The sequence below is a fragment of the uncultured Devosia sp. genome (genome assembly GCF_964244875.1).
Lineage (GTDB): Bacteria > Pseudomonadota > Alphaproteobacteria > Rhizobiales > Devosiaceae > Devosia.
In genome coordinates this window covers 227,441-253,322 of the sequence record NZ_CAXTKA010000001.1, presented here as the reverse complement: position 1 = coordinate 253,322, position 25,882 = coordinate 227,441, and the positions used below count along the sequence as shown (strand labels likewise).

Sequence of the window (25,882 nt, the reverse complement as noted above, 5' to 3'; positions counted from 1 at the left end):
GCGGCGTCCAAAGCCTGCCGCCGCACGGGCGGTGGTCCATCTGCGAGCTTTGCGGTTCTCCCGCCGCACGGACCCTGTAGACTCCCAGATGGACTTCCACCCTTGCGGGTAGCTGCGATGGCCTGACCTCCGTCCCATGCGATGTTGACTTTTCCGGTCCGGTGCTGTTCGCAAGGCAGCCCGGACCGGAGTTTTTGCCATGCACGCCAATCCCATTCTTGCCGAACTCACCCGCGGCAACTGGCTCGAGAATATCTATCGCGGCGCTTTTGCCGTGATCGACGGCGATGGTCGCCTGATCGCCTCCGCCGGCGACATCGAGCGGGCGATATTTCCCCGCTCGGCGATCAAGTCCATGCAGGCTCTGCCGATTTTCGCCAGACACGCGGCCGACGCGTTTCACCACACCGAGGAAGAGCTGGCGCTGGCCTGCGCCTCCCACCATGGCGAAGACGCCCACGTGACGGTTGCCGCCGGCTTGCTGGACCGGCTCGGCCTGTCGGTGGCAGATCTGGAATGCGGCGCCCATGCGCCCACCAATGCGGCAGCGCGCGAGGCGCTGCGTGCCAGTGGCCGTGAGCCGAGCGCGCTGCACAACAATTGCTCGGGCAAGCATTCGGGCATGCTGAGTGTGGCGCGGGCCATGGGCGTGCCGACGGCTGGTTATGTCGGGCGCGAGCACGCCGTGCAACGCGTGGTGCGCGAGGCAGTGGAAACCGTGATCGGCGAGCCCCTGAGCGAGGGAAAATGCGGCACCGACGGCTGTTCCATTCCCACCTTTGCCGCCCCGCTGCGCGCCTTCGCGCATGGCTTTGCGCGCATGGCGACCGGCCACGGCCTGCCCGCCGACTATGCCAGCGCCGCCCAGCGCCTGTTCGACGCTGCAACCAGCCATCCGCATCTGGTGGCCGGAACCGGTCATGCCGATACCCAGATCATGGGCGCCTTTGGCGGAAGGGTGATGCAGAAGGTCGGCGCCGAAGGCGTGCACTGCGGCGCCATTCGCGACAAGGGCTGGGGCTACGCCATCAAATGCGATGACGGCAATAACGCGGCATCCACCGCCATGCTGGCCGGACTGCTGCTGGCGATCGCGGACCCCGACGCGGCGCAGACCGAACTGCTCAAGACCTTCGCCAGCCAGACCATCCGCAGCGTGCGTGGAGCCGATGTGGGCGTGTTGCGGGTCACCGGAGCGGTGCGGACCTAGTTGTTAGGGGTTTCCCCGACCGTATTGTCGAGAATGGTCAGCTGCGGATAATTGCTGGCATTGGCGATCAAATCGGTTTCGACCATGTCGGACCAGGCCATGCCGACAATGGCGCGTTCGGGCGCAAAGATCAGGTTGTTGGCGATGTGGGCAGGTCCGGCGCCGGGAGCGACGCTGACGGCGATGCCGATCAGGATGTCGTGCATGACGTTGTTGGCGACCAGCACGTTGCGCAGATAGGGACCGTATCCGGCAGCGATGGCGGGGCCCGGGACCTTGGAAATGCTGTTGCCGGTGACCGCCGCCTCGGCTTCCGCCGAGATGCCGAACGGGGTAGTGTCGGGATTGACCCGTGAGAGCGGAGCGATGTTGCGCACGATATTGCCGGTGCAGACGGCCAGATAGCCGCCCTCGTTGAAATTGGTCATCGAAATGCCGCCGGCAGCGCCATCGACAATGTTGTTCGCGATGACCGAGCCGGAAAAACCGAACTCGGAAAAGATCGCCACTTCACCCGAATTGAGGCAGGTATTGCCGCTGACCTGGGTGTCATTGGTGGCATTGAGCCGGATGGCGGTGAAGGCGCAATCGCTGATGTGATTGTCGGCCACGATCACGCCACCGGCCTTGAACACGTTGATGCCGTTGCCATTTTGGCCGTTGCCGCCACCAACCGCCTTGATGCCGGCAATGCGGTTCTGCGTGACGATGGCGCCATCCGGCCCGGCCTCGCTGCGCCAGATGCGGATGCCGGCATTGCCGCAGGCGGCAATAGTATTGCCGGTGATCAGCAGGCCGTGATTGTCGAGAGCATGGATGGCGGCGTCGGCATGATCGGCGAACGTGCAGTCGCGGACGGTGACCGCCGAACCGGTAATCGTCAGGCCCGAGCCGGTACCGCCGCGAAAGGCGCAACGGTCCAACATCACGTCCCGGCTTTGGTCGATCGAAAGCAGCGCCTGCTCGTTCGCGCCGGCCTCGAACCCGATATCGCGCAGCACCACGGACCCGGCGCCGGCTATCGTGGCGACCACATTGCCGTCCAGTCCCGCGAGAACGGTGCGGCCCGGCACGCCTTCGATGGCGACATTGCCGGGGATGGCCAGATCGCGCACGAGGATGCGTCCGGCCGGCAGGGTCAATTGAACTCCGGACGCCGCAGCGTTATCGAGCAGCGCTTGCAATGCACCGGTCTGGTCCGCACCGCTGTCCGGCACGAGCTCCGGTCGCGATTGGGCCATGCCCGGCAGCGTCGTGCCCAGCGTCGCTGCCGCCATGCTGGCCAGGACGGTGCGGCGATTGGTGGGGGCGGATTTGGTCATGGACCCAATGTGCCCGTGGCGAAACCGTGCCGCCAGCACAGACGCCGCTGATGGTAAAGCCCCGATGCACGCGCCGGCCCCGCGCTTCGTCTTGTCCCGCGCTGCCGCGAGCGGCTATAAGCCATGCCACAACGATTTGCGTGGGGCAGGCGATGTTGGTTGATGACAAGGTTTATCTGGGCACCAGCACGCGGCCGGAATACCTGGCGCTACGCTACGGCAATCGGCACGGGCTGATCACCGGGGCCACCGGCACCGGCAAGACGGTGACCCTGCAGATCATGGCGGAAGGTTTTTCGCGCGCCGGCGTGCCGGTGTTCTGCGCCGACGTGAAAGGCGATTTGTCGGGTATTGCCATGACCGGGACGGCACAGGACTTCCTCGTCAAGCGCGCAGCCGATATCGGCATGGACGATTACGCAGTTACGGCATTCCCCACCATGTTCTGGGATTTGTTCGGCCGCCAGGGCCATCCCATTCGCACTACCATTTCCGAAATGGGACCGCTGCTGCTCAGCCGCATGCTGGAGCTCAACGACACCCAGGAAGGCGTGCTCAACATCGCCTTCAAGCTGGCCGACGATGAAGGGCTGCTGCTGCTCGACCTCAAGGATCTGCGCGCCTTGCTGGTGGATATCGGGCAGCGGGCCGACGCGGTTTCCGCCACCTATGGCAATGTGGCGACGGCCTCGATCGGCGCGGTGCAGCGAGCGCTGCTGGTGCTGGAACAGCAGGGCGGCGAGAATTTCTTTGGCGAGCGGGCGCTGGACATCGCCGACCTCATGCGCACCGACCGCGACGGGCGCGGCTTCGTGTCGGTGCTGGCCGCCGATGAGTTGATGCGAGCGCCCCGTCTTTACGCGACGTTCCTGTTGTGGCTGCTGTCGGAACTGTTCGAGGACCTGCCCGAAGTGGGCGATCCGGACAAGCCCAGGCTGGTATTCTTTTTCGACGAGGCGCATCTGCTGTTCGACGGGGCGCCCAAGGCGCTGGTCGACAAGGTTGAGCAGGTGGTCAAGCTGGTGCGCTCCAAGGGTGTCGGGGTTTATTTCGTGACACAGAATCCCGTCGACGTGCCTGAGGCCGTGCTGGCGCAATTGTCCAACCGGGTGCAGCATGCCCTGCGCGCCTATACGCCGCGGGAGCAGAAGGCGGTGCGCGTGGCGGCCGAGACCTTCCGGCCCAATCCCGATTTTTCCACCGAGGAGGTGATCACCCAATTGGGTACCGGCGAGGCGCTGGTCTCGGTGATCGAGGACAAGGGCATTCCCTCGATAGTGGGGCGCACGCTGATCCGGCCCCCATCGTCGCGACTGGGGCCGATCCTGCCCGAGGAACGCCGCGCCATTCTGGCCAATTCGCCGGTGGCGGGTCTTTACGACACGGTGGTGGATCGCGATTCGGCATTCGAGGTGCTGGCCAAGAAGTCGATGGCCAAGCAGGCGGCTGAGGAGCAGCAGCGGCTCGATGACGAGCGCGCCAAGGCGGACCAGAAGGAACGTGCGGAGCGCACCTACCAGGACGGTCGCCCGCCGGCGCGGCGTGCCTCTACCCGGCAAAGCCCTGCCGAAGCGGCGATGAACTCGCTGGCGCGCACGGTCGCCAATCGCCTGGGGAGCGCGCTGGTGCGCGGTATCCTGGGCAGCCTCAAGCGCGGCCGCTGAGCATGGCGAGCAAGCCATTGGTGCTGGCGGTTTTCGCCTCCGACAGGGGCGCCGGAGACGCCGAGCGCTCCAGCATCATGACCCAGGCCGGCATGTATTTCGCCCGCCATGGTGCCAGCATCATCTGCGTGGCGGAAAATGGCGTCATCCCGGTGCCGCTGGTGACCGCGGCGCGCTCCGCCGGTGGCAGCGTGCGGATCATCGCCGACGCCAGCATCGCCCTGCCGCGCGCGCTGGAGGGGGTGCCGATGGAGGTGCTGGCCGAAACGCCCGAGCGTCTGGGGCGGGTGGCGGCGCTGGCCGATGCCTTGGTGGCGCTGCCGGGCTCGCTGGCCTCTGCCTCGGCTTTATTCGGCGCCTGGAGCGCCAGCAAGGCCAGCGGCAAAGCGATCCCAGTGGTGATGCTCAACCGGCACCGCGCCTTCGACGTTATGCGCGGCTATGCGGCCGACGTGCTGTCGCCGGGCTTGCCGGGGCACGAACGCGCCGTCCAATTCGCCGATTCGGTGGAAGATGCGTGGAACCGGGTCAGCCGCCTGGCGCAGGACAGGCACTAGGCGCCGGCCGAGGCGATCGGCGCGTTGCTTTAGCCTTCGAGGCCAGGATGGCGCGGCTTGCGGCGGTCTGGGAACAACTGCACCACATTGTCCGACGAACGCCGCGACGCGATAATGATGGGCAATAGCGGGCTGACGCGATTGCGCCGGTCGGGGCCCCGATAGCCATTGCCACCGCTGACCACGGGACGCGTATGCAAACGCGCCTGCACGCGCTGCAGCAAATGGCGCGGCGACATCGGCTTGACCAGCACCTCGTCGATACCGGCGCTGATCGACTGATGGCGCATGGGCGGTGTGATGGTGCGGGTCAGTGCGATTACCTGCACCTCCCGCGATTCGATCCGGTTATCCATCCGGATCGCCTCGACCATCTCATAGGCCGGGCGGCCTTCGCGATCGAAATCGCAGACCAGGACGTCGACCGGAGCCAGGCGCATATAGGCCAGCAAGGCCATGTCGCTGTCGAACTGGCGCACGCGCAGGCGAACATCGCCCGCCAGCACCATCGACAGGATCGAGGACAGCGCCGGCGTGGCCGCGATCACTGCAACGGTTTTGGCCGGTTCGGACACTGCGACTCCTCAATGGTAAACAAAGCGTTACCACGGTCGAACGCGCCGTTGAAGGGGGCAGTTCCGCAATTGGACAATCCGCAGTGCAAATCGCAGACGGTACCGTCAGGCGCGCCCGACAGCCTGGAGCGCGAAGGCGAAGCACATCGCGGTTTCCTTGAGCCGATCGAACCGGCCCGAGGCGCCGCCATGGCCCGCGCCCATATTGGTGCGCAGGTAGAGCGGCGCATCGCCGGTGCGGGTGGCGCGCAGCCTGGCGATCCACTTTGCCGGCTCCCAATAGGTCACGCGCGGATCGGTCAGCCCGGCCAAGGCAAAAATTGGCGGGTAGTCCTGCGCCGCGACCTGCTCATAGGGCGCATAGGCCGCGATGCGGGCATAGTCCTCGGCCGAGGACAGCGGATTGCCCCATTCGGGCCATTCGGGCGGCGTCAGCGGCAGGGTCTCGTCCAGCATGGTGTTGAGCACGTCCACGAACGGCACCTGCGCCACGATGCCGGCCCATAGATCGGGGCGCAGATTGGCGATGGCGCCCATCAGCATGCCGCCGGCCGAGCCGCCCTGGGCGACAATCTTGCCCTTGGCGGTGAACCCGTCGGTAATCAGCATTTCGGCCGCGGCGATGAAATCGGTGAAAGTATTGGTCTTGTGCTCGCGCCGTCCCTGCACATACCAGCGATAGCCTTTTTCCATGCCGCCACGAATGTGCGCGGTCGCGTGAATGAAGCCGCGATCAACCAGCGACAGGGCGGAGATGGAGAACGCCGCGGGCATCGACATGCCATAGGCGCCATAGCCATAAAGCAGGGCCGGGGCGGTGCCATCCAGCGCCATGCCCTGCCGATAGAGCACCGTGACCGGGACCTGCTCGCCATCGGGAGCGGTGGCAAACAGGCGCCGGGTGACATAGTCGGCCGGATTGTGGCCGGAAGGCACTTCCTGCTCCTTGAGCAAGGTGCGGGTACCGGTGTCGAGATCGAGATCATAGGTGCGCGACGGGGTGGTGGGCGAGGAATAGGTAAGGCGGAACACTGCCGTGTCGAATTCGTAGCCCACCGACATGCCCAGCGAATAGGCTTCCTCATCGAAATTGACGGTCTGCTCGGCATTGCTGCGCAGATCGCGCACGACGATGCGCGGCAGGCCCTCATGTCGCTCCAGGCGCAGGAGGTGGTTCTTGATGACGATGGTATCAAGGATCAGCACGCCCTGCCGATGCGGCACCAGATCGCTCCAGTGCTCGGCGCCGGGCGTGGAAACCGGCGCGGTGACCACCTTGAAGTCCTCGGCACCCTCGGCATTGGTGCGGATGTAAAGGACACCATCGCGCTCCTCGATGTCGTATTCGCGATCGGTGAGGCGCGGCGCCACAAGCCGCGGCGCGCCACCGGTCTCGGCATCGATCAGCCAGCATTCCGACGTCTGGTGATCATGAGCATCGATGACGATGAACTTGTCCGACAGGGTGCGCCCGACGCCCACGAAGAAGCCAGGATCGCGTTCCTCGAAAATGGTGGCGTCATCGTCCTGGGACGTCCCGATGACATGCAGCTTGACGCGGAACGGGCGGTGATTGTCGTCGTATTCGGTATAGTAGATTGCCGAGGAATCGTTGGTCCAGACATAGCTGCCGGCGGTTTCGATGATGACTTCGTCGCTGTCGATGCCGGTGTCGAGATCGCGAATGACGATGTCGTAATATTCCGAACCCGCGCGATCGGCCGCCCAGGCCAGATAGCGGTGCGAACGGTCATGCTCGGCCCCGGCAAAACCGAAATACCCCTCGCCCGCTTCGACATTGCAGTCAAGCAGGACGGTCTCGGCCCCGCCATCGCGCGGCGTTCGCACGATCTGGGGATATTGCTTGCCCTCGAGCATGCGCGAATTATAGGCCCATGGACCATCGGGGCTGGCAATGCCGCTGTCGTCCTCCTTGATGCGGCCACGGATTTCCCGGTAGATCGTCTCCTGCAGCGCCTCGGTCGGCTTGCCGAAATGCGCCTCGAAATAGCTGTTTTCGGCATCGAGATAGCCCCGGATCTCGTCGTCAAGCGCCGCCGGCTCCTGCATGACCTCCTGCCAGTTCACCGCGCGCAACCAATGGTAGGGGTCTTCGCGCACGATAGCGTGGTGCGTGGCCGAATGCGGCTTGCGAGCCGCGATGGGGGGAGTGCTCATGGGGAAGGTCCGGTACAAGGGCGCCAGGCGCGTCGGCGCACATGTAAGCCGGCCGGCCACGGAATGCGAGGGGCAAGCAACGCGCGTATAAGTTGGCAATCACCGGTGGATGGCGCGTGCTCCGCGCCGTTTTGACTTGTTCCCTCGCGCCCAGCCGTTAGTTTGACCGGGCCGGCCGGCGGAGTCGGTCAATGAAAGAGCCATGATTTGGGCCTGTCTCTGGATGCGAGCATAATGCTGGCGGCGCTCGCGCCCTTCGGAGCGGCCGCCTTGGCGCCGCTGGTGCAGCGCGTGGCCGGCCCGTTTGCCGGCTGGGTGCTGGCCCTGGTGCCAGCGGGGCTTTTCGTGGTCCTCTTGGGCTTTGTCGAACCCGTCGCCAGCCGGCATTTCGTGCAGGCCGCCATCGACTGGGTGCCGGCCTATGGGCTGAGCCTGGCATTTTTCGTCGACGGATTGAGCCTGACCTTTGCCCTGGCGATTTCCGGCATTGGCACGCTGGTCCTGATCTATGCCGGCGCCTACTTGCGCGGGCATCGGCACCAGGGCCGCTTTTTCGGCTTCATGCTGGCCTTCATGGGCGCCATGCTGGGGCTGGTGCTGGCCGATAACATGCTGGCGCTGTTTACCTTCTGGGAACTGACCAGCGTCACCTCGTTCCTGCTGATCGGGTTCGATCATGCGAGACAGGCCGCGCGGCGCGGCGCCATCCAGGCCCTGGTGGTCACCAATATCGGGGGCATGGCGCTGCTGTTCGCGGTGATTGTCTGCCAGCAACTGACCGGGGAATGGAATTTGAGCGGGCTGCGCGAGTTCGGCCAGTCTATGCGCGAGAACCCGGCCTATCCCGTGGTGCTGATCGCGTTCCTCCTGGCCGTGTTCACCAAATCGGCGCAGTTCCCGTTCCACTTCTGGCTGCCTAACGCCATGGAGGCGCCGACGCCGGTTTCGGCGTTCCTGCATTCGGCCACCATGGTGCAGGGCGGGGTCTATCTGCTGCTGCGGCTGACCCCGTTTTTGGGCGGCACCCAGGCCTGGACCGTGAGCCTGGTGGCCTTTGGCGGCTTCACCCTGCTGTGGGGCGCGCTGGGCGCGATCCGGCAGACCGATCTCAAGCAGGTGCTCGCGCACAGCACCATCGCCTCGCTGGGCTTGCTGGTGCTGCTGATCGGGATGGGCAGCGAAGCAAGCATTACTGCGGCCATGCTCTATTTCGTTGCCCATGCAGTCTATAAGGCCGCCTTGTTCATGGTGGTCGGCGCCATTGACCATGCGAGCGGCAGTCGCGACCTGACCGGCCTGGGTGGGCTGGCCGACGCCATGCCGGTCAGTTTCATCGCCGCGGCACTGGCGGCGCTCTCCATGCTGGGCCTGCCGCTCACCATCGGCTTCCTGGCCAAGGAGGACATGTATCTGGGCCTGCTGCAACCGCAATGGCCGCAGGTGCTGACGCTCATCGTGCTCGTGATCGGCAATGCGCTTCTGGGCGGCCTGGCGCTGGTGATCGCCGTCCGGCCGTTTCTGGGAACCCAAGTGCCGACCCCCAAGGCGCCACGCGAGGCGCCGGTGGCCATGCTCGCCGGCCCCTTGGTACTGGGCGCCATCGGTGTCGTCGGCGCGCTCAATGCAGGCTGGCTGGGGCACAGCCTGGTCGCGCCCGCCGTATCCAGCGTGCTCGGCATCGCCGCCGAAAGCCATCTGACGGCAGGGGTCGATCTGAGCGGGCTGCCGTTCTGGCTCTCGGCCGCCACGATCGTGCTGGCGCTGGCGATCTTCCTGCAAACCGAAGCGCTGCGCCGCGTACTGCGGCGAACTGCGACTGCCACGGGCTGGACTTTCGATCATGGCTTCGATGCGGCCATGTTCGGGCTGATCCGCGCGGCCGGGGCGCTGACGCGGCTGCTGCACCATGGGCGGCTGGAACTATATCTGGTCCTGGTCTTTGCAGCCTTCGCGCTGGCGGTTCTGGTGCCGGTATTCGGCCTGGGCGGGATCGATGCGCTGCTGCCCAATGCCGAGCTGGGAAACTGGTCGGCCAGGCTGAGCTGGCCGCATCTGCAGCTTTATCAATGGGCCGTGGTGGAACTGGCGGTGCTGGGGCTTGGTGCGGTGCTGTTCGTGCGCAACCGGCTGGTGGCGATCCTGTCGCTGGGCGTGCAGGGCACCGCGGTGGCATTGACTTTTTTGCTGCTGGGCGCCCCGGACCTGGCCTTTACCCAGTTCATGGTGGAAATCCTTTCGGTGGTCATCCTGGCGCTGGTCATGACGCGGCTCAACCTGGATGAGCGCGACCATCGGCAATGGGAGGATCTGGCGCGCGACGGCACGCTCGCCATCGTCGGCGGCGCCGGGGTCAGCCTCCTGCTCCTGGTGGTGCTGGCGGGCGATTTCGATCCGCGCCTAGGCGATTTCTTTACCGCTACCAGCGTTCCGCTGGCCCATGGCGCCAATATCGTCAACGTCATCCTGGTGGACTATCGCGGGCTGGACACGCTGGGCGAAATTTCGGTCGTGATGGGCGCGGGGATCGCCATCCTGGCCCTGTTGCACCGAAGGCGGGTGCGCCCATGAATACCCTGATCTTTCGCACCATGGCCGGGCCGATCGTGGTCATCATGGTGCTGTTTTCGGTGTTCATCTGCCTGCGCGGCCACAACGCACCTGGCGGCGGCTTCATCGGTGGGCTGATCGCGGCGGCAGCCATGGCCGTGCTGGGCCTTGCCAAGGGCTCGAGGGCCGCGCGCAAGGCATTGCGGCTCGATCCGCTGGGCATGGTCGGCTTCGGCGTCGTCATCGCGGCGCTGTCCGGATTGGCCTCGATGGTCACTGGATCCCCGTTCATGACCAGCATCTGGCTCGATCTGCCGCTGGGGGAGACCAGCGTGCCGCTGTCGACGCCGCTGGTGTTCGACATCGGGGTTTACCTCGTCGTGTTCGGAACGCTGACGACGATTGCGCTGGCACTCGAAGAGGATGGGCCATGACCGTCGTCCTCGCCGTGCTTGTCGGCCTGTTCATCGCCGTGGCGATTTATTTCCTCCTGTCGCGCTCGTTGATACGCATGCTGCTGGGACTGGTCATATTGGGCAACGGCATCAATTTGTTGATCTTTTCGGCCGGACGGCTGGGTGCCGGAGCCCCGCCGATCGTACCACGCGGGCTGGAACAGCCAGCCGGACCGATCGCCAATCCGCTGCCGCAGGCGCTGATCCTGACTGCCATCGTCATCGGCTTTGCCATGTTCAGCTTCCTGCTGGTGCTGGCCTTTCGCGCCTATCAGGCGATGGACGCCGAAAATACCGACACCATGCGGCTGGCCGAGCCCGAAGACGCGCCGCGTCCACCGCTGAGTTACTAGGGAAGGGGCCCATCATTTTCGATCTGTCCCGAGCCGTTTTTACCGGCACCACCGCACTAGCCGATTGGGTGATCGTCCTGCCGGTCGTCCTGGCGCTGCTGGGCGCGGCGCTGGCGATCATGCTGCAGCCGGTCCGTGGCGGTGCGGCCACGCTGGCGGTGCTGGTGACCGCGGCCATCCTGGCCTGCGACGTGATCTTGGCACTGCGTGTGCTGGATGGCGGGCCGCTCAGCATGACCATGGGGCGCTGGCTGCCCCCCTTTGGCATCAGCTTTGCCGCCGACATGTTCGGGGCGGGCTTTGCGCTGGTCGCGGCCCTGGTGACGCTGGTGGTGCTGGTCTATTCGCTGGGTGAGCCGCGCCAGCGCGACGACGGGTTCTACCCGCTCGTCCTGCTCCTCCTGGCCGGGGTGAGTGGCGCCTTCCTGACCGGCGACCTGTTCAATCTCTATGTCTGGTTCGAGGTCATGCTGATCGCCTCGTTCGGGCTGATGGTGCTTGGCGGCCGGCCTTTGCAACTCGACGGCGCAGTCAAATACGGCTTCATAAACTTTGTTGCCACCAGCTTTTTCCTGGCGGCGCTGGGCCTGCTCTATGGCGTGCTCGGCACACTCAACATGGCCGACGTTATCGGCCGCGCCTCCGGGGCCAACCCGGCAGCCATCGCCGGGGTGGCGGCGCTGATGGTGCTGTCCTTCGGCATCAAGGCGGCGGTGTTCCCGCTCAATGGCTGGCTGCCGGCATCCTATCATACCCCGCCGGCCGCGGTGTCGGCCCTGCTGGCGGGCCTACTGACCAAAGTGGGCGCCTATGCCATGCTGCGGGTCCTGGTCATGCTGCTGCCGGCCGCGCGCGAGCAGTTCGATTGGCTGCTGGCCGCACTTGCCATCACCACCCTGGTCATCGGCCCGCTCGGGGCCATCGCCGAAACCAACCTGCGCCGTGCCATCGGTTTTCTGGTGATCGGCGGTATCGGCGCCATCATCGCCGGTATCGCCATGCCGTCGCTGCATGGCGTTGGCGGCGCGGGCCTCTATATCGTTCACGCCATGCTGACGCTGACCGCGCTCTATCTTGTCGCCGGACTGATCGAGGCGCTGACCGGCCAGACCGACAGCCGCCGCATGGGCGGGCTCTATGGCGCCCACGCCCCGCTTTCCATCCTGTTTTTCATCACCATGCTGGCGGTTGCCGGCGTGCCGCCATTCCTGGGCTTCTGGCCCAAGCTCTTGTTGCTGGAAGGCGGTATGGGCGATGCCGATCTGCGCGGCGCCGGCACTGCCGGTATCGACTGGATCAGCCTTGCCATTGTGGGAGCGCTGCTGCTCAACGCCGTCCTGACGCTGATTGCCACAAGCCGGCTCTGGGCCCATATCTTCTGGCGTGAGGGGTGGGAGGGGCAAAATTCCGAACACCGCAGCGTGCCGCTCGCCGCGCTGTCCCCGCGCCGCCTGTGGTTCGGCTTTGGCGCGGTGAGTGCCCTTGTGGCGGTGATCGTCGTTGCGGGGCTGCTGCCGGACCGGCTGTTTGCAGCGGCGCTGGCGGGGGCGGGCGACATCATCGATCCCGCCGGCTATATTGCCAGTGTCGGGCTGGCCGGAGGCATCCCATGAACCTGGCCGCGCTCATGATCGTTCTGACCCTGCTTTGGGGCGCCATGACCGGCAGTTTCCATGGCGCCAACCTGCTACTGGGAGCATTTCTGGCGCTGCTCATCTTGATGGTGCTGCGCGGTCGGACCGCCGGCGTGGCCGGGCTGCGCCGCGTGGGGGCGATCGCCATGCTGGCGGGCATGTTCATCCAGGAACTGATGCTGAGCGCCGTGCGCGTGGCGCTGATCGTTCTGATGCCCGACCTGCGATCCCGGCTCCAGCCGGCGATCGTGGCCGTGCCGCTGACGCTCAAGTCGGATGTCGAAATCACGCTTCTGGCCAACATGATCACCCTGACCCCGGGGACGCTCAGCATCGATGTGTCGGACGATCACAGCGTGCTTTATGTGCATGTGTTGACGCTGAACGACCGCGAGGCCTTGCTGGCGGGCATCGCTTCGGGGTTCGAGGCACGCATCAGGGCGGTGTTCGCATGAACGGGGAGGGAGCGTTGGCACTGGCGGGTTATGCCGGCCTGGCACTGCTCGGGGTGGCCCTGCTGCTCTGTGTGGTCCGCATCGTCCTTGGGCCAAAACTGGCCGATCGCGTGCTGGCGCTGGATTTGCTGACGATCGAGGCGCTTGGTTTCGTCGCCATCCTGACTGTCCATACCGGCTACACAGTGTATCTGGATATTGCCATTGCCCTTGGTCTCCTGGGCTTTCTGGCAACCGTGGCGCTGGCGCGCTATATCCTGGTGCGCGCCACCGTCAATGCTGCCCGCGTCAATCGGGAGTCCGCCTCATGATGGCCGAGATCGCTCGTTACGTGGGCGCAGTACTGCTGTCGCTGGGCTCTGTCTTCGGACTTATTGCCGCAGTTGGCGTGTTGCGACTGCCTGATCTCTATACCCGCATGCACGCTGCATCCAAAGCCGGCGCCGTGGGCGGGGGCATGATCCTGCTGGCGGTCGCACTGGCTTGCCTCGATGGCGCGGTAGCGTCGAGAGCGGTGATCGGCATCGGTTTTTTGCTGGTGACGACGCCTGTGTCAGCTCATCTGCTGGCGCGCGCCAGCCTCAAATCGGGCGACCGGCCGGCACAGATTACCGTGAGCAACGACCTCGACATCGTAAATAAGGCGCCCAATGAGACTTAATTTGTTGAAGTGGTAACATGTTAATTGACCATGCCGGGTTGCATAAAACAGTAAAGAATCATATTAATTGAGCAAGGCGGTGATTGCCCTCATCTCCGCCCAATAAAAATAATGAAAGGCTGAATTATGAATGACACCGCTGGCGCGGCGAATGGGTACGAGAGCGACTTGATCGAACTCAGCACCGAAATCGTCTCCGCCTATGTTAGCCACAACGCTGTGAGCCCGACCGATCTGCCCAAATTGATCGCGGAAATTCATGGTGCGCTTCGTGCTCTGCAGACCAACGAGGCTCCTTTGCCGGTCGAAGAGTTGAAGCCGGCTGTGCCTGTGCGCAAGTCCGTTGCGGCCGACTACATCATCTGCCTTGAAGACGGCAAGAAGTTCAAGTCGCTGAAACGCCACCTTCGCACGCACTACAATCTCTCGCCTGAAGAATACCGTGAGAAATGGGGCCTGCCTGCCGACTATCCGATGGTGGCTCCGAACTACTCGGCGACTCGATCCAAGCTCGCCAAGGACAATGGCTTGGGCCGCAAGGCTGGTTAGATAGATGGACGACGCGGCCGGTAATCCACAAGCAATTGCCAGTACGCGTTTTGCCGACCGACCCAACGGCCGCTCCCTGTGAGCGGCCGTTCGGCTTTGATCGGCGGCTCTTGATCAAACTGTACGACTTATCCCCATCTGGCATTTCCGACCGCAGTGTGTAGGAATAAATTCCTTATACGGAGCGGAGACGGACGGATGTACAAGATGGTGGACGCGCAGGGCGCAAGAGCCGCGGCGGCGACTCAAAGCGGCCAGGCTGATTCATATGACGCGCAATGCAACAGCGTTATCACGCTGGTATCACAGGAAAAACGCGTGCCGATCCGACTGCTGCTGCACCGCTCGCGCTGCCGCAGGGACACGGCCCGTGCCCGGCAATTGGCCATGTATCTGTGTCACGTCGCACTTGGCCGCAGCTTGAAGGAAATTGCGCATATTTTTGGACGCGATAGGACAACAGTCTCACACGCTTGTGCGCTGATGGAGGATATGCGCGACAACCGCACCTTCGACGAGGCCGTGTCGGCACTTGAGCACCGCATCGAGAGCGAAGGCGAAGCGGAGACCGATCATGGCTACCGCTGAAGTGCGTGCCATGCGGTTCGTGCGGGCATTGCTGCCCAGGCATGACGCGAAAGTTGAAAATGCCGCCTATGTCGTGCAGCGAACTGACCTGGTGGCGCGGCTTGATCTGAAGGCTGTGGCGACACTGGCCGAGCTTGGCGTGCTGAGCCTGACCGGCGATATCTTGGTCGCCGGACCCAGGGCGCGGGAGTGGCTTGCCGGGCAAGCGCGCAAGGCACCGCTTGCCGAACCTGCGCCGGCACCAGCCTACAACCTGGATGAAAGCCCGTTGGCACGACTGGCCATTGGGCGCTATGGCGAGCCGCCGTTCCTTTTACCGCACCAGGTAGCAGCGGGCGAGCGGGTCCGCAGGCTCGTGGAGCGGGCGCGGCTCAGCCCGCGCCTGACCATGTCATATAATAGCACGCGCAGCGCCGGCAGTGGTGGCAGTGTCGTGGCCGACCTGTCCGACAGCGCCGTGGATGCACGCCGCAAACTCGACGCGGTGGCCAGGGCGTTGCCGCCCGATTGCAGCGGCGTGGTCTTCGATGTCTGTGGCTTGCTCAAGGGCCTGCAGACCGTGGAAACCGAGCGGCAATGGCCCCGCCGCAGCGCCAAGATGGTCCTGCGGATCGGCCTTGAGCAATTGGCGCTGCATTGGGGCCTGTCATCGCAGGCGACCGGACCCGAGGGGGCCAGCGTCGCTGGATGGCTTGATCAGCGGCTACCGTTGATCAGGCGGGACGACTAGCGCAGCGCCTTGGCTTGGCTGCGCATGCGGTTGACCATCGCGACAAGGCCGTTGGAACGCTGGGTCGTCAGGTGTTCGCGCAGGCCCAACCCATCGAACAGGGCGATCGCGTCGGTATCGGCGATCTCGCCGGCCGGGCGATTGGAATACAGCGCCAACAGAATCGCAACGAGGCCCTGCACGATCATCGCGTCGCTTTCGCCGCGATAATTGAGCACGGTATGACCGTCACGCTGTTCGCTGCGGGCCGCGAGCCAGACTTGGGAAACGCAGCCGTTGACCTTGTTTTCGGGGGTTTTCTCGTCGGCATCGAGCTTGGGCAACGCCTGTCCAAGTTCGATCAGATAGCGGTAACGGTCCTCCCAATCATCGAGGAAGGACAGGTTCTCGGCAATATCCTGGAAGGCCTGGGGCTCGTTCATGGGCTCTATCTAGGCTATGCGCCGCTCAACTTCCAGACGGCTTGGGCTTTGCCGTTGGGGGCCGGGCAGGGCTGTTGCTGGCAAGCCAGATGACATGGCGCGCGCCCCGGCCCTTGCCATTGGCCCGCACCCGCTCCTCTTCAACGAGAAATCCGGCATGCTGCAATCTTTTGGTAAAGGCGCGATCGGGCGCCGAGGCCCAGATCGCCAGCACGCCGCCGGGACGCAACGCAGCCTTTGCGGCCTTGAGACCGGCCAGGCTGTAGAGCGCGTCATTGGTCTTCACGGTCAAGCCGTCGGGGCCATTGTCGACATCAAGCAGGATGGCGTCATAGCTGGCTTTTGCCCCCTTGATCAGCCGGCCGACATCGCTCACGGCTATGGTGACGCGCGGATCATCGAGGCACGTGCCGAAGATTGCGGCCATCGGGCCTCGGGCCCAGGCGACAACGGCGGGCATCAGTTCGGCCACGGTAATTCTGGCTGCAGCAGGCAGTTCGGCAAGCGCAGCGCGCAGGGTGAAGCCCATCCCCAGCCCGCCGATCAGCATGTGCGGCGTCGTCCGGTGGCGGATGCGGCCCCAGGACAGGCCAGCCATCGCCTCTTCGGAGCCGCTGAGACGGCTGTTCATCAGGGCGATGGTGCCCAGCATGATGGAAAATTCATCGGCGCGCCGGATCAGGCGAATATCGCCGCGACCATCGGGCAGTGGTTCAGTATCGATCAGGACCCAGGGGTTCACGGTGCCGGCTTTCGCGGAAATTGCCGGGCCACCTATCGTTGGAGTTCGGCGCCCATGCAAGAAAAAGCCGCACTACGGGCAATGCTTGCGACGATTCCAGCGACAAAAAAGGCCGCAAGCACGGGGCAGCGTGCTTGCGGCAGGGGCCAGGGTCGCTTGGAGCGCGTCCTTGGGGAAGTGACGCAAACCCTGGTGTGTCGGGAGCGCTCTGGCGCTCGTTAACTCGCCCGGTCCAGCCGTGGCCGGGGATAAGGCACGTCGCGAACCGTCGGCTGCACCTGCATGGTCTGGCCGGCCGGCGAAGCATCGGGGAGTATTGCAGCCAGCACGGCCTTGCCGCCGGCGCATTGTAGACTCTCGCAAGCGATCGCCTGGACCTGCTCGGCCACGATCTGCTGCCCGGCGTTCACCGCATGATCGGTGAGGGCGGCCGGATCCAGCCCGACCCCCGGACGGATCACCATATAGGCTGCCAGCAGCCAGAATACGGAACGCGCAAGAAACATCGTCTGGTCCAAACCATCGGCAGGCAAAATCATCCTGCATACCCAGGCTAGCGGGGCCGGCTTAAGCCTGGCTGTGACATTTTGCTAAAATTTTATACAAATGCCACCGGTCGGACGGCCAAGCGGGGCAAGACCTTGTTTACGCTAATCCCCGAAAGCCTGCGCAGCGGACGCTGCAACGCCCGTCGCTGCCCGGCATTTAAGGCACTCTTAGCTTGTGGGGACGCAGTGTGATCACCAACAAGACCTGAATCAGTTCAGGCAATTGCAGGCGAAATGCCTGCCTGTGCCATTGCTGGTCCAGATCAACAAGGCGTCGTTGAAGTGAGTGTTGCCGATGCGTAGCCTGTTCTCTTTCGGCGCAAGCAAAGAGATGAGCCTGGCCGGTTCGGGCCATCGGCCCGAAATGCTGCGGCGCAAGACCCTTGCGATCAATGCACGCGCGATCATGATCGCCAGCGCCGTGGCGATGGTGCCGGCAATGATCTGCCTGGTTCTGCTTGGGGCACCGCTGCCGTTGATCATCGCCGCCATCGGACTGGCCGGCGGCATGGTTGCCCTGGCATTGCACCAGCACGGCCACTTCGATCAGGCTGCCGCGACGCAGGTCTATGCGATCATGGGGATCGGGCTGATTCTGACACTGGCCGATCGGCAATTGGCCGATGCGGGCCTCGCGATCGCCGTATTGGGGCCGGTGCACGCCTCCTTGTTGTCGCGCAACGCCATTCGCCGCCAGAGCTGGGTCGCGCTGGCCTGCATCGTCGCCGGGGCAGTCGCCGCGTCCAGTTTCCCCTTCTATCCCATGCCTGCGAACGGGCCGAGCCTGATTGCCGCCGGCGCGCTGGCCTTTACCGTCTGTGCCGCCATCGTGGCGCATTCCGCCCACCGCATCGGCGCCGGCTACGAAGTTTACGACAAGGCGCAGGTCACCGCCTATCGTCACCTGATCGAGCATGTGCAGGACGCGGTACTGCGCTTTTCGGGCGATGGCGAGGTGCTGCTGGCGTCGAGGACCTCCGAGACGCTGTTCGGCTGCCGCCGGTTCGAACTGGCCGGCTCCGGGCTTGTCGAACGGCTGCACGTGGCGGACCGGCCCGCCTATCTCACCGCCTTCGCCGATGCCAGCAAAGGCGGCAAGACCCGCATGATCGAGGTGCGGATGCGCCAGGATGGGCCGGCAGCAGGCGCGCGCGTGCCCCGTTTCATCTGGGTGGAAATCAGCCTGTCGCCAGTCATCGACGCAGAACCGCTGGAGGCCGGCTACGAAGTGGTGGCGCTGTTCCGCGACGTTACCGCGCGCAAGGACACGGAGACGGCCATGGCTGAGGCCCGGCGCACCGCCGAGGACGCATCCAGCGCCAAATCGCGTTTTCTGGCGACCATCGGCCATGAATTGCGCACGCCGCTCAACGCGGTGGTGGGGTTTTCCGAAATGATGAGCTCCGGCATTGGGGGCGAGCTGGCCCCGATGCATCGTGAATATGCCGGCCTGATCCACCAGAGTGGCAAGCATCTGCTCGAAGTGGTGCGCATGCTGCTCGACATGTCCCGGATCGAAGCCGGCAAGTTCGAGGTGCAGCCCGAGCCGTTCGCGCCCGACTCGCTGGTGCAAACCTGCTTCAGCATGGTCGAAGGCCTGGCGCGCGACCGCAACATCGCGCTGGTCGCCGATATTGCCGGCAATCTGCCGCTCCTGATTGCCGACGAGCGCGCCTGCCGGCAGGTGCTGATCAATCTGTTGTCCAACGCGATCAAGTTCAGCCATGATGGCGGCACGGTGGTGGTGAGCCTGAAGCGGCAAGGCCAAAGCCTCAACCTGTCGGTGAGCGATGCCGGCATCGGCATGGCCCCCCAATCCTTGCAGCGGCTGGGCGAAGCGTTCTTTCAAGCCAATGACGGCTTGTCGCGGCCGTACGAAGGCACCGGCCTGGGGCTGTCCATCGTCAAGGGCCTGGTCGATCTGCATGGCGGCGCGCTGCGGGCCATGTCCGAAATTGGGGCAGGGACGACGATGACAGTTTTACTGCCCATAAACGGTCCGGCAATAAAGACAGAGGACACTCCCGTGGTAACGCCGCTGCATCGTGAGCCGGCACCCTTGCAAGCGAGCCCATGGCCAAACGAAAAAAGAAAAGCGCAATGACGGCTACAACCCTGACGCGTTTGCCCCTGCTGGCCGGTGGCGCCATGGCAGCGTCCATGGCCCGTTTCGGCTTGTGGACCTGGTCGCGCTACATGCGCGCCCCGCTGGCCTCGACCGGCCTGATGGCCATGGTGACGCTGACTGCGTTGGCGGGCAGTAATGCGCTGTATTTCCAGACGGGGCGCCATCCTGCCCCCTTGTTCGCGCCATCTCCCGATGTGCCGCAAACCGCGTCGATCCCTACCCCGGCCATTGCACCAGCATTGCCGCAGCTGCGCCAGGCCGACGTGCCACAACCCGTATCCCAGCAAACCACCAGCAGCGTAAACCCGCCGTCTCCGCCGGTGGTGATGATCCCGGATGCGCCGGTAGGCAACAAGCAGGTGTTCGAGCTGCAAAAAAAGCTTGTCGAGCTTCGGCTCTTCGACGGCAGTGTCGACGGATTTTACGGTCCGATGACAGCGCGTGCCATCCGCGCTTTCGAGGAACGCAATGGCCTGGAGCCGACCGGCGCCATGTCACCTGCCATTGTCGAAGCTATCCTTGCGGCCGATGCCATGGGCATGGCGCCGCAGCCGGTACGGGTGGCAACGCCGCAACCGGCCGAGGCACCGCCGGTGCGCGTTGCCGCGATTTTGCCGCCGGTGCCGCTGGCGCCGGATCGGCCTGTCGCATCGGCCTATCCGGCCGAGGATGCGTTTGATGCGGTGACCAATTCGGCGGCCGAAACGATCGATTCGATCGTCGCCGCTGTCGGCGACAGCCGCCAGACGCCGGACGCGCCGGCAATCCGACCCATGCCCGCTCTGCCGATGCTGGCCGCCACCGCCCAGCCGATGCCGGCGCCGGTGCAGCGCGTTGCTTCCCTCGAGCCGATCGCTCCACCTCCGGCCGTCATCGCGCCTCAGCTGCAAGTCACCGCGTCAACGCCGACGGCGACCGCCAGCATCGATCCGGCCAATGACCCGCAGTTGATCGAGCAGATCCAGCGGGGTCTGGCCAGCCTTGGGTTCCTGCATGGCCCCATCGACGGCCGTCCGGGCGAGGCGACAGCCAAGGCGATCCGCACCTTCGAGATTTTCCACAACTACGCCCCGACCGGGCAAGCCAACCCGCAATTGCTGGGCCTGTTGCGGGACGCCGGCGCGTCGATCTGATGAGCGCGCTGCGCAGCGATCTGTGGTGCAGTGCCTTCGTGCGTCGCCACAACGATCTGGGACATATCTGCGTGGTGTCGCGCCGTGGCGACCCGATCGCCGGACAGGTCTGGATTGAAGTCGACCACCTGGACGGCAGCATGTCCCTGTTCACCCCCGCCCCGATGGCCAGCCGCTCCGACGACACGGCCGGACTGGTCTTCCAGCGCCGCTTCCACCGGGTCGAACCGCTCAAGGTGCGCGAGCGCATCACTCAGGAAGCCCGGTTTGATCCGGACTTCTGGGTGCTGAGCGTCGACCTGCGCGGTGACGATCCGGGAATTGACGTTATCGGCTAGCCGGCGCGTCTGACCCCGATGCGGGCCAAGGCTTCGATCGCCTGTTCCACGACCGGATTGTGCGCCGGCGCGAGTGGCACGCGACGGTTGTCGACGAAGGGCTTGTATTCCGGTTTGACCAGTTCCAGAAGGTTCACTTCCCCGCGCCAGGCACTCATCAGATAGGCCATGGCATCGGGCTCGACGCTGCCGAACAGGGTGGCGAAATCGGCAAGGGCGCGCGAACGCTCGCTGTCATGGGCCGTCGCGTGGATCAACACCTTGAGCCCTTCATAAGCGGTGCAGCCGAAGGCGCGCAGGATCACGAACAGCGAGGCACCGGTGATATCGTGGGCGATCTGGCCGCAACGGACCTCGTCGAGGCCGGTGATCTGCGCCAGCAACCGGGTGACCTCGGGGCGGCGATTTTCGGCGAACAGCTTCATCAGCGCCTTGGTAAGGTCCTGCGTCGCTACGGTGATCTGCTCGATGGTCTTCTTGATCGGCGCGACCGGCGTCTGGCGGTTCGAAAAGGCCCTGATGACCTTGGTCCGGTCGTCGTCGGACAGATCGAAAAAGGCCGGCGCCAGCAGCGCTGCGTCGAAATCGTGGCGCTTGGCCAGGGCTTCGGCCACCATGTGGTCCATCTGCGCCGAGCGGGCGAGGGCACTGAGATAGGCGCCGCGGGGCACGATGGCGGTGTTGGACGCTAACGCACGATACACCTTGCGCGAGTTCATCTGGAAGAGCTTTGCCAACACCACATTGGTCAGATCGGCGCGCCGGGCGACCGTGGCGGCGGCGGCGACATCGTAGCGCGCGATGATGTCGAGCATGGTTGTTTCCGACAGCGCCGGGGCAGCCTCGAGGAAGGCGATCAGATCTTCCCCGATATTGCCGATGACCAGCACTTCGAGCGCCGGCGACAGCGCTTCGGCCCGCCCGAGAATGGCGGCGCCCTTGGCCCGGGCCTGCGGGCCGGCAATGGGAAACAGCCGCGACGCCAGGGCCTCGAACTGCTCGGCCTCGGGGGTCGTGGGCTTGCCGCGCCGCGCATAAGCGTCGCAGGCCGCGATCAGGAGCGTGTTGGTGCGGTCAACCCCGCCGGTTTCGATCAGGAGCTGGAAGGTTTCGTAGGGTTGAAAACCGAGCATTGTGGGACCGTCGACTCGCAAAGCACCTGAATTTGGCGCGATCTCACTCTTGCAGCCAATTCGTTAGCAGACTGTTAACCTTGACGATCTCTTAATGCTCCAAAGCGTATCGGGCGTCGCGCGCTTTGATTTGCCGACATGCTGCCCCCGATAGGAACGGGGGAGCGCAGACAATTTTGGAGGCTGGCTTGGGAAAGCTCGTCAAGTTCGATCAGCACCGACCGCGCATAGGCACGCAGCCGAAACCGGACGGCCATGCCCAGATCCTGATATTCACCGGGGTGCGTTATGAACGCGGCACACCGGTTGTGCCCACCAATCGCCTCGATCCGTCGCGACCCAAGCGCAAGCGTGTGTGAACGCAGCATGAGGGCATTGCGCCTGCTCGCCTTCACCGGCGCCGCACTTGTGCTCACGGGGTGCATTGCGCGGCCGGTGGGGGACTTTGGCCGTGCCGATCCCAGCTTCACCCATGACGTGGCGATGCCGACGGTCGGGCGTCTGCTGGCCGACGCGCGCGACGAGCCGGTTTCCGATTTCAACCAGACCGACCAGGAGACCGAGATGCACAATCGCGTCTGGCGGTTTCTGGTGGCCAGCCATGCCAAGGACTGGTTCTACGACACGGCTGTGGAACTGCAGCGCACCCGGTTGACCGGGCCGACCGATGGCGTGTTCGAGACCGACCGCTATTACCAGTGGCTCAAGCAGACGCAGTATCAATCCTCGCGCACCCGCTATTCGACCGTCGGTCGCCATATCGCCGCCGATATCGATACGCTGCCCACGACGTTCCTGGCGATCTGCCTGGTGCAGGAGATCGACCGGCAGCGTGCCGTGGCTCTCAACGGCCTGAGCGGGCTGGAGCCGGAAGTCGCCGCCGACGTCGAGGCGCGCCGGATCGAGAACACGGTCCACATCAACTGGTTCGTGCGGGCGCTGACCTATCGCGACCAATCCTATGGCTATGCGCTGGATCACCTGCTGGTAGAAACCCCCCACGAGCAGTCGCTGGCCGTGGACGAAGCGCTGCGGCGGCTGGCGGTCTATGTGGAACGCGCGCAACGCGACGATTTCTGCAGCGGGACGGCAGTGACCAGCCAGAGTCGGCACGACGCGATTCCCTCGCGCTATGGACAGCGCAGCTATGGCGTCGAGGTTTTCGACATCAAGTGACTCACGGCCCGCTATGGCCAAGCTCCCAGACCGACGCCACCCAGGGCCAGGAGGACGACCACGGTCCAGGGCGGAAATTTCCAGACCGTGAGCGCCACGAACCCTGCAGCCGCCAAGGCGAAATCGGCAGGGCGCAGAATGGCGCCGGTCCAGACCGGATCATACAGCGCGGCGGCGAGCAGGCCGACTACGGCAGCATTGGCACCGCGCATCGCCGCCTGCGCCAGAGGGCGCGTCCGCACGCTGTCCCAAAAAGGCAGGGCGCCGACCAGCAGCAGGAAGCCGGGCAGAAAGATCGATACCAGGCAAAGCGCTGCGCCGACGATGCCGTTCGGACCATGCTGGGTCACTGCCCCGAGATAAGCGGAAAAAGCGAACAGGGGCCCGGGCATGGCCTGGGCTGCGCCATAGCCGGCAAGGAAATCATTGGCCGCAACCCATCCTGGCGCGACCATTTCGGCTTGAAGGAGCGGCAACACCACATGGCCGCCACCGAACACCAGCGCCCCGGAGCGGTAAAACGCCGAGGCCAGGTCCAAAGCGGGGGCGGATAACAGATGGCTCAGCAGCGGCAAACCCAGGAGCATGACGATAAAGCCCGCGAGCGCCATGACGCCGAAGCGGCGCGAGATGGGAAATTGCAGATGGCCGATTGGCGCCGTCTGGCCGTCTCGACACAGCCATGTTCCGACGACGCCACCCAGGACGATGGCGGCGATCTGGCCAAAGGTGACCGGAACGAAAACCACGACGGCGATCGCCGCGACCGCGATGGCCGCCCGCTGGCGATCCGGCGTCAGCGTGCGCGCCATGCCGAGCACGGCCTGGGCGACCACAGCGACAGCGACGATCTTGAGGCCATGCAGGAGGCCGGCAGCGATCGGCCCGTCCAGCAAAGCGGCGCCGAGGGCAAAGGTGACCAGCAAAACGGCCGAGGGCAGGGTAAACGCCAGCCATGCCGCCAGAGCGCCCAGCGGACCGCCCCGCAGCAACCCCATGGCAAACCCGACCTGGCTCGAGGCGGGACCAGGCAGGAACTGGCATAGCGCCACGAGATCGGCATAGCCGGCCTCGTCGATCCATTGGCGGCGCACCACCAACTCGTCCCGGAAATAGCCCAAATGGGCGATCGGCCCGCCGAAGGCGGTCAGCCCAAGCTGAAGGAAGGTCATGAACACTTCGAGCGGAGTGCCGAGAGGTTCGCTCGAATGCTGCGTCATGCCGATGCGGTCCGTGGCGGAAGGTGCGGCGAACTCAGACCCGAGCGTCGTGACACTTTCATGACGGCATCAGGGCGTACGCGTCCCGCATGCGACCCGGGCCAGGTCGGCTTCGAAGCGCTGGCGCATGGCCTGGTGCGGCGGCGCCAGGCGAACCAGGATGAACACGTCGTTGGACGCCGATTCGACCACCAGCAGGCCCTCGGCGATGTCGAGTTGCTGGCGGGCGAGCAGGCGCGTCTGGTCCGCATTGAAGATGCCCATTTCCAGCGTCTGGCCGATGCCATCGCGATTGGTGGTGGAATAGGTGATGGTGCCCTGGCTGTCGAACAGGGCCACCGACCAGAAGCCATCGGGCATGATGCCGCTGAGATAGGCCGGGCCCGCCGTCAGGTCGATTTGGCAAAGGCCATAGGCCAGGTCCGGATCGAGCCCGAGCGGATTGGGCGTGCCGGGCAGGATCTGGGGCAGCACGACCATCTTGTCGCGCGCATCGAGCACGCTGATGCGGCGCCACAGCGTGTCGTCGGCCAGCGCCGGCAGTGCCAGGATGACCACGATATGGATGATGCCGCCCAACAGGGCACCGCCGAACAGCCAGAGCAGGGTGCGGATCATGCGCAGGCCTCGCGCACGATCGTCGGCATGGTGACGGTTTCGGTGCCAAGGCCCGAAAACACCGCCGTATCGTAAAGCGTCAGGACCAGGTGAAAAGTGCCGCTCCCGGCCAGTTCGAGCCAGTTCTGCGGCGCCAGGCGCGTGCCGACATGGATCAGGATCGAGCCGTCTGCGGGGCGGGCGATCGTGCTGGAGCGGATCGCGGCATCCTCGCCCGGCCGCGCCAGATTGACGCCGGCCATGTCCACGGCGGCCAGGGTCCAGAACGTGGCCAGCGGCGTCGTGCCCTCGATGCGGTAGGCGCAGGCCAGTGTGAGCGGGTCGCCCGCGCTGTCGGTGGTGGCGGTAAACTGCAGCCCTTCGCTGCGGCCCAGTTGCAGCCCGGCCACGCGCGCCAGATGACCGCGCGTATAGGGATTGGGCGCGGCCGAGCCAACATCGGGCCAGGCCATCCAGGGACCCACGACGGTTGCGCCAAACAGCCGTCCGTCAGTCAGGGCGTAATAGCTGAGCCCAAAGCCAACGCCCAGCGCAACCGCGATCATCAAGAGGAGGTGGATGACAAAACGCAAGGCCTGAGGCAGCTCCCGACCACGATGGCGGACGGTTCCCATCGAATAACGACAGGCTATATCAAGCACGCCCGGGTGGAGAAAGGGTGAAACACGCGAGGGATGGGTTTGGATTTGGCGGACTGGCATCTGGCTTGGGGCACGATTTTGCCGGTGGCGCCGGGCGGCTTCTCCCCCTGCCAGGGGGAGGCTGGGTGGGGGCAGGGGGCCGCGATATCGGGGCCGGTCGACCCCCACCTTGATCCTCCCCCTGGCAGGGGGAGGCGTCGACTTGGAGGTTTGGGCAAGGGCGTTGGTCGGGTTGTATGGCTTCGTCTGCCGGAAGACTATCGCGTCAGGCTTGGGGCACGATTTTTGCCGGTGGCGCCGGGCGG

Annotated in this window: 28 protein-coding genes; 18 read left to right on the top strand and 10 right to left on the bottom strand. The window is 64.9% G+C overall.

What is annotated here, in order from left to right; genetic code table 11:
* The first annotated feature begins 199 nt into the window (after positions 1-199).
* Positions 200-1,210 (top strand): asparaginase, encoded by a 1,011-nt coding sequence (locus ACFE8X_RS01155; RefSeq protein WP_375449599.1) that lies wholly within the window; start codon positions 200-202, stop codon positions 1,208-1,210.
* Here the strand turns inward: ACFE8X_RS01155 and ACFE8X_RS01150 are convergent.
* Positions 1,207-2,532: a TIGR03808 family TAT-translocated repetitive protein gene (locus tag ACFE8X_RS01150; protein ID WP_375449598.1), complete on the bottom strand. Its 1,326-nt coding sequence runs from the start codon at positions 2,530-2,532 to the stop codon at positions 1,207-1,209. The two genes, ACFE8X_RS01155 and ACFE8X_RS01150, sit on opposite strands and share 4 nt — an antisense overlap.
* A gap of 152 nt (positions 2,533-2,684) precedes the next feature.
* Between ACFE8X_RS01150 and ACFE8X_RS01145 the strand changes: the two genes are divergently transcribed.
* Both ACFE8X_RS01145 and ACFE8X_RS01140 read left to right on the top strand, forming a co-directional pair.
* Complete coding sequence (locus tag ACFE8X_RS01145; protein ID WP_375449597.1) at positions 2,685-4,196, top strand: helicase HerA-like domain-containing protein; 1,512 nt, start codon at positions 2,685-2,687, stop codon at positions 4,194-4,196.
* Between the two features lie 2 nt (positions 4,197-4,198).
* The gene (locus tag ACFE8X_RS01140; RefSeq protein ID WP_375449596.1) at positions 4,199-4,753 is read left to right on the top strand and encodes a hypothetical protein; all 555 of its coding nucleotides are present in this window, start codon (positions 4,199-4,201) and stop codon (positions 4,751-4,753) included.
* Between the two features lie 29 nt (positions 4,754-4,782).
* On the opposite strand, the gene ACFE8X_RS01135 is transcribed toward ACFE8X_RS01140, so the two are convergent.
* Both ACFE8X_RS01135 and ACFE8X_RS01130 read right to left on the bottom strand, forming a co-directional pair.
* Entirely contained in the window at positions 4,783-5,328 is a 546-nt protein-coding gene (locus ACFE8X_RS01135; RefSeq protein WP_375449595.1) for a two-component system response regulator, read from the bottom strand.
* Positions 5,329-5,433: 105 nt separating this feature from the next.
* On the bottom strand, positions 5,434-7,506 hold the full coding sequence (locus ACFE8X_RS01130) for a S9 family peptidase (RefSeq protein WP_375449594.1): 2,073 nt from the start codon (positions 7,504-7,506) through the stop codon (positions 5,434-5,436).
* Positions 7,507-7,713: 207 nt separating this feature from the next.
* Between ACFE8X_RS01130 and mbhE the strand changes: the two genes are divergently transcribed.
* From mbhE to ACFE8X_RS01080, 10 genes are all read left to right on the top strand, one after another.
* Positions 7,714-10,074, top strand: coding sequence for a hydrogen gas-evolving membrane-bound hydrogenase subunit E (mbhE, locus tag ACFE8X_RS01125; protein WP_375449593.1), 2,361 nt, complete (start codon positions 7,714-7,716; stop codon positions 10,072-10,074).
* The gene (locus tag ACFE8X_RS01120; RefSeq protein WP_375449592.1) at positions 10,071-10,487 is read left to right on the top strand and encodes a Na+/H+ antiporter subunit B; all 417 of its coding nucleotides are present in this window, start codon (positions 10,071-10,073) and stop codon (positions 10,485-10,487) included. The genes mbhE and ACFE8X_RS01120 overlap by 4 nt, the downstream gene beginning before the upstream one ends.
* On the top strand, positions 10,484-10,861 hold the full coding sequence (locus ACFE8X_RS01115; protein ID WP_375449591.1) for a Na+/H+ antiporter subunit C: 378 nt from the start codon (positions 10,484-10,486) through the stop codon (positions 10,859-10,861). The genes ACFE8X_RS01120 and ACFE8X_RS01115 overlap by 4 nt, the downstream gene beginning before the upstream one ends.
* 68 nt (positions 10,862-10,929) lie before the next feature.
* Positions 10,930-12,474 carry a proton-conducting transporter membrane subunit gene (locus tag ACFE8X_RS01110; RefSeq protein WP_375449590.1) on the top strand — a complete coding sequence of 515 codons (1,545 nt, stop codon included), beginning with the start codon at positions 10,930-10,932 and terminating at the stop codon, positions 12,472-12,474.
* The gene (locus ACFE8X_RS01105; RefSeq protein ID WP_375449589.1) at positions 12,471-12,950 is read left to right on the top strand and encodes a Na+/H+ antiporter subunit E; all 480 of its coding nucleotides are present in this window, start codon (positions 12,471-12,473) and stop codon (positions 12,948-12,950) included. Before ACFE8X_RS01110 ends, ACFE8X_RS01105 begins: the two co-directional genes overlap by 4 nt.
* A complete protein-coding gene (locus ACFE8X_RS01100) occupies positions 12,947-13,261 on the top strand; it encodes a cation:proton antiporter (protein WP_375449588.1) in 315 nt (104 codons plus the stop codon). The genes ACFE8X_RS01105 and ACFE8X_RS01100 overlap by 4 nt, the downstream gene beginning before the upstream one ends.
* On the top strand, positions 13,258-13,611 hold the full coding sequence (gene mnhG, locus ACFE8X_RS01095) for a monovalent cation/H(+) antiporter subunit G (protein ID WP_375449587.1): 354 nt from the start codon (positions 13,258-13,260) through the stop codon (positions 13,609-13,611). The genes ACFE8X_RS01100 and mnhG overlap by 4 nt, the downstream gene beginning before the upstream one ends.
* Before the next feature lie 126 nt (positions 13,612-13,737).
* Complete coding sequence (locus ACFE8X_RS01090) at positions 13,738-14,160, top strand: MucR family transcriptional regulator (RefSeq protein ID WP_375449586.1); 423 nt, start codon at positions 13,738-13,740, stop codon at positions 14,158-14,160.
* A gap of 198 nt (positions 14,161-14,358) precedes the next feature.
* Positions 14,359-14,748 (top strand): helix-turn-helix domain-containing protein, encoded by a 390-nt coding sequence (locus tag ACFE8X_RS01085; protein ID WP_375449585.1) that lies wholly within the window; start codon positions 14,359-14,361, stop codon positions 14,746-14,748.
* On the top strand, positions 14,735-15,478 hold the full coding sequence (locus tag ACFE8X_RS01080; RefSeq protein WP_375449584.1) for a DUF6456 domain-containing protein: 744 nt from the start codon (positions 14,735-14,737) through the stop codon (positions 15,476-15,478). The genes ACFE8X_RS01085 and ACFE8X_RS01080 overlap by 14 nt, the downstream gene beginning before the upstream one ends.
* Here the strand turns inward: ACFE8X_RS01080 and ACFE8X_RS01075 are convergent.
* The 3 genes from ACFE8X_RS01075 to ACFE8X_RS01065 all read right to left on the bottom strand — a co-directional run bounded on the left by ACFE8X_RS01075 (position 15,475) and on the right by ACFE8X_RS01065 (position 17,148).
* Positions 15,475-15,900, bottom strand: a complete 426-nt coding sequence (locus tag ACFE8X_RS01075; protein WP_375449583.1) for a SufE family protein — start codon at positions 15,898-15,900, stop codon at positions 15,475-15,477. The two genes, ACFE8X_RS01080 and ACFE8X_RS01075, sit on opposite strands and share 4 nt — an antisense overlap.
* 25 nt (positions 15,901-15,925) lie before the next feature.
* On the bottom strand, positions 15,926-16,642 hold the full coding sequence (locus tag ACFE8X_RS01070; RefSeq protein WP_375449582.1) for a hypothetical protein: 717 nt from the start codon (positions 16,640-16,642) through the stop codon (positions 15,926-15,928).
* Between the two features lie 218 nt (positions 16,643-16,860).
* Positions 16,861-17,148 (bottom strand): hypothetical protein, encoded by a 288-nt coding sequence (locus ACFE8X_RS01065; RefSeq protein WP_375449581.1) that lies wholly within the window; start codon positions 17,146-17,148, stop codon positions 16,861-16,863.
* Between the two features lie 337 nt (positions 17,149-17,485).
* On the opposite strand from ACFE8X_RS01065, the gene ACFE8X_RS01060 reads away from it, so the two are divergent.
* The 3 genes from ACFE8X_RS01060 to ACFE8X_RS01050 are packed head-to-tail and all read left to right on the top strand — an operon-like array spanning position 17,486 to position 20,789.
* Positions 17,486-19,294 (top strand): PAS domain-containing sensor histidine kinase, encoded by a 1,809-nt coding sequence (locus tag ACFE8X_RS01060; protein ID WP_375449580.1) that lies wholly within the window; start codon positions 17,486-17,488, stop codon positions 19,292-19,294.
* Positions 19,291-20,451 (top strand): peptidoglycan-binding protein, encoded by a 1,161-nt coding sequence (locus tag ACFE8X_RS01055; protein ID WP_375449579.1) that lies wholly within the window; start codon positions 19,291-19,293, stop codon positions 20,449-20,451. Before ACFE8X_RS01060 ends, ACFE8X_RS01055 begins: the two co-directional genes overlap by 4 nt.
* Complete coding sequence (locus ACFE8X_RS01050; protein ID WP_375449578.1) at positions 20,451-20,789, top strand: DUF1491 family protein; 339 nt, start codon at positions 20,451-20,453, stop codon at positions 20,787-20,789. Before ACFE8X_RS01055 ends, ACFE8X_RS01050 begins: the two co-directional genes overlap by 1 nt.
* On the opposite strand, the gene ACFE8X_RS01045 is transcribed toward ACFE8X_RS01050, so the two are convergent.
* A complete protein-coding gene (locus tag ACFE8X_RS01045) occupies positions 20,786-21,922 on the bottom strand; it encodes a DUF2336 domain-containing protein (RefSeq protein ID WP_375449577.1) in 1,137 nt (378 codons plus the stop codon). The two genes, ACFE8X_RS01050 and ACFE8X_RS01045, sit on opposite strands and share 4 nt — an antisense overlap.
* 188 nt (positions 21,923-22,110) lie before the next feature.
* Here ACFE8X_RS01045 and ACFE8X_RS01040 point away from each other — a divergent pair, with 188 nt between their 5' ends.
* A complete protein-coding gene (locus tag ACFE8X_RS01040) occupies positions 22,111-22,281 on the top strand; it encodes a hypothetical protein (protein WP_375449576.1) in 171 nt (56 codons plus the stop codon).
* A gap of 7 nt (positions 22,282-22,288) precedes the next feature.
* Positions 22,289-23,098 (top strand): hypothetical protein, encoded by an 810-nt coding sequence (locus ACFE8X_RS01035; RefSeq protein WP_375449575.1) that lies wholly within the window; start codon positions 22,289-22,291, stop codon positions 23,096-23,098.
* 11 nt (positions 23,099-23,109) lie between these two features.
* Here ACFE8X_RS01035 and chrA read toward each other — a convergent pair whose 3' ends face one another.
* The 3 genes from chrA to ACFE8X_RS01020 all read right to left on the bottom strand — a co-directional run bounded on the left by chrA (position 23,110) and on the right by ACFE8X_RS01020 (position 25,508).
* The gene (gene chrA / locus ACFE8X_RS01030) at positions 23,110-24,318 is read right to left on the bottom strand and encodes a chromate efflux transporter (RefSeq protein ID WP_375449574.1); all 1,209 of its coding nucleotides are present in this window, start codon (positions 24,316-24,318) and stop codon (positions 23,110-23,112) included.
* Positions 24,319-24,387: 69 nt separating this feature from the next.
* Positions 24,388-24,936: a hypothetical protein gene (locus tag ACFE8X_RS01025; protein WP_375449573.1), complete on the bottom strand. Its 549-nt coding sequence runs from the start codon at positions 24,934-24,936 to the stop codon at positions 24,388-24,390.
* The gene (locus tag ACFE8X_RS01020) at positions 24,933-25,508 is read right to left on the bottom strand and encodes a DUF1214 domain-containing protein (protein WP_375449572.1); all 576 of its coding nucleotides are present in this window, start codon (positions 25,506-25,508) and stop codon (positions 24,933-24,935) included. Before ACFE8X_RS01020 ends, ACFE8X_RS01025 begins: the two co-directional genes overlap by 4 nt.
* Between the last annotated feature and the right edge of the window lie 374 nt (positions 25,509-25,882).

Bases quoted from the DNA above. Each gene is read 5' to 3' on its own strand.
- ACFE8X_RS01150 (WP_375449598.1), bottom strand. From the start codon at position 2,532: ATGACCAAATCCGCCCCCACCAATCGCCGCACCGTCCTGGCCAGCATG.
- ACFE8X_RS01080 (WP_375449584.1), top strand. From the start codon at position 14,735: ATGGCTACCGCTGAAGTGCGTGCCATGCGGTTCGTGCGGGCATTGCTG.
- ACFE8X_RS01090 (WP_375449586.1), top strand. From the start codon at position 13,738: ATGAATGACACCGCTGGCGCGGCGAATGGGTACGAGAGCGACTTGATC.
- ACFE8X_RS01085 (WP_375449585.1), top strand. From the start codon at position 14,359: ATGTACAAGATGGTGGACGCGCAGGGCGCAAGAGCCGCGGCGGCGACT.
- ACFE8X_RS01115 (WP_375449591.1), top strand. From the start codon at position 10,484: ATGACCGTCGTCCTCGCCGTGCTTGTCGGCCTGTTCATCGCCGTGGCG.
- chrA (WP_375449574.1), bottom strand. From the start codon at position 24,318: ATGACGCAGCATTCGAGCGAACCTCTCGGCACTCCGCTCGAAGTGTTC.
- ACFE8X_RS01050 (WP_375449578.1), top strand. From the start codon at position 20,451: ATGAGCGCGCTGCGCAGCGATCTGTGGTGCAGTGCCTTCGTGCGTCGC.
- ACFE8X_RS01075 (WP_375449583.1), bottom strand. From the start codon at position 15,900: ATGAACGAGCCCCAGGCCTTCCAGGATATTGCCGAGAACCTGTCCTTC.
- ACFE8X_RS01100 (WP_375449588.1), top strand. From the start codon at position 12,947: ATGAACGGGGAGGGAGCGTTGGCACTGGCGGGTTATGCCGGCCTGGCA.
- ACFE8X_RS01055 (WP_375449579.1), top strand. From the start codon at position 19,291: ATGACGGCTACAACCCTGACGCGTTTGCCCCTGCTGGCCGGTGGCGCC.
- ACFE8X_RS01105 (WP_375449589.1), top strand. From the start codon at position 12,471: ATGAACCTGGCCGCGCTCATGATCGTTCTGACCCTGCTTTGGGGCGCC.
- ACFE8X_RS01025 (WP_375449573.1), bottom strand. From the start codon at position 24,936: ATGATCCGCACCCTGCTCTGGCTGTTCGGCGGTGCCCTGTTGGGCGGC.
- ACFE8X_RS01145 (WP_375449597.1), top strand. From the start codon at position 2,685: ATGTTGGTTGATGACAAGGTTTATCTGGGCACCAGCACGCGGCCGGAA.
- ACFE8X_RS01130 (WP_375449594.1), bottom strand. From the start codon at position 7,506: ATGAGCACTCCCCCCATCGCGGCTCGCAAGCCGCATTCGGCCACGCAC.
- ACFE8X_RS01045 (WP_375449577.1), bottom strand. From the start codon at position 21,922: ATGCTCGGTTTTCAACCCTACGAAACCTTCCAGCTCCTGATCGAAACC.
- ACFE8X_RS01065 (WP_375449581.1), bottom strand. From the start codon at position 17,148: ATGTTTCTTGCGCGTTCCGTATTCTGGCTGCTGGCAGCCTATATGGTG.
- ACFE8X_RS01060 (WP_375449580.1), top strand. From the start codon at position 17,486: ATGCGTAGCCTGTTCTCTTTCGGCGCAAGCAAAGAGATGAGCCTGGCC.
- ACFE8X_RS01140 (WP_375449596.1), top strand. From the start codon at position 4,199: ATGGCGAGCAAGCCATTGGTGCTGGCGGTTTTCGCCTCCGACAGGGGC.
- ACFE8X_RS01035 (WP_375449575.1), top strand. From the start codon at position 22,289: ATGAGGGCATTGCGCCTGCTCGCCTTCACCGGCGCCGCACTTGTGCTC.
- mnhG (WP_375449587.1), top strand. From the start codon at position 13,258: ATGATGGCCGAGATCGCTCGTTACGTGGGCGCAGTACTGCTGTCGCTG.
- ACFE8X_RS01120 (WP_375449592.1), top strand. From the start codon at position 10,071: ATGAATACCCTGATCTTTCGCACCATGGCCGGGCCGATCGTGGTCATC.
- ACFE8X_RS01155 (WP_375449599.1), top strand. From the start codon at position 200: ATGCACGCCAATCCCATTCTTGCCGAACTCACCCGCGGCAACTGGCTC.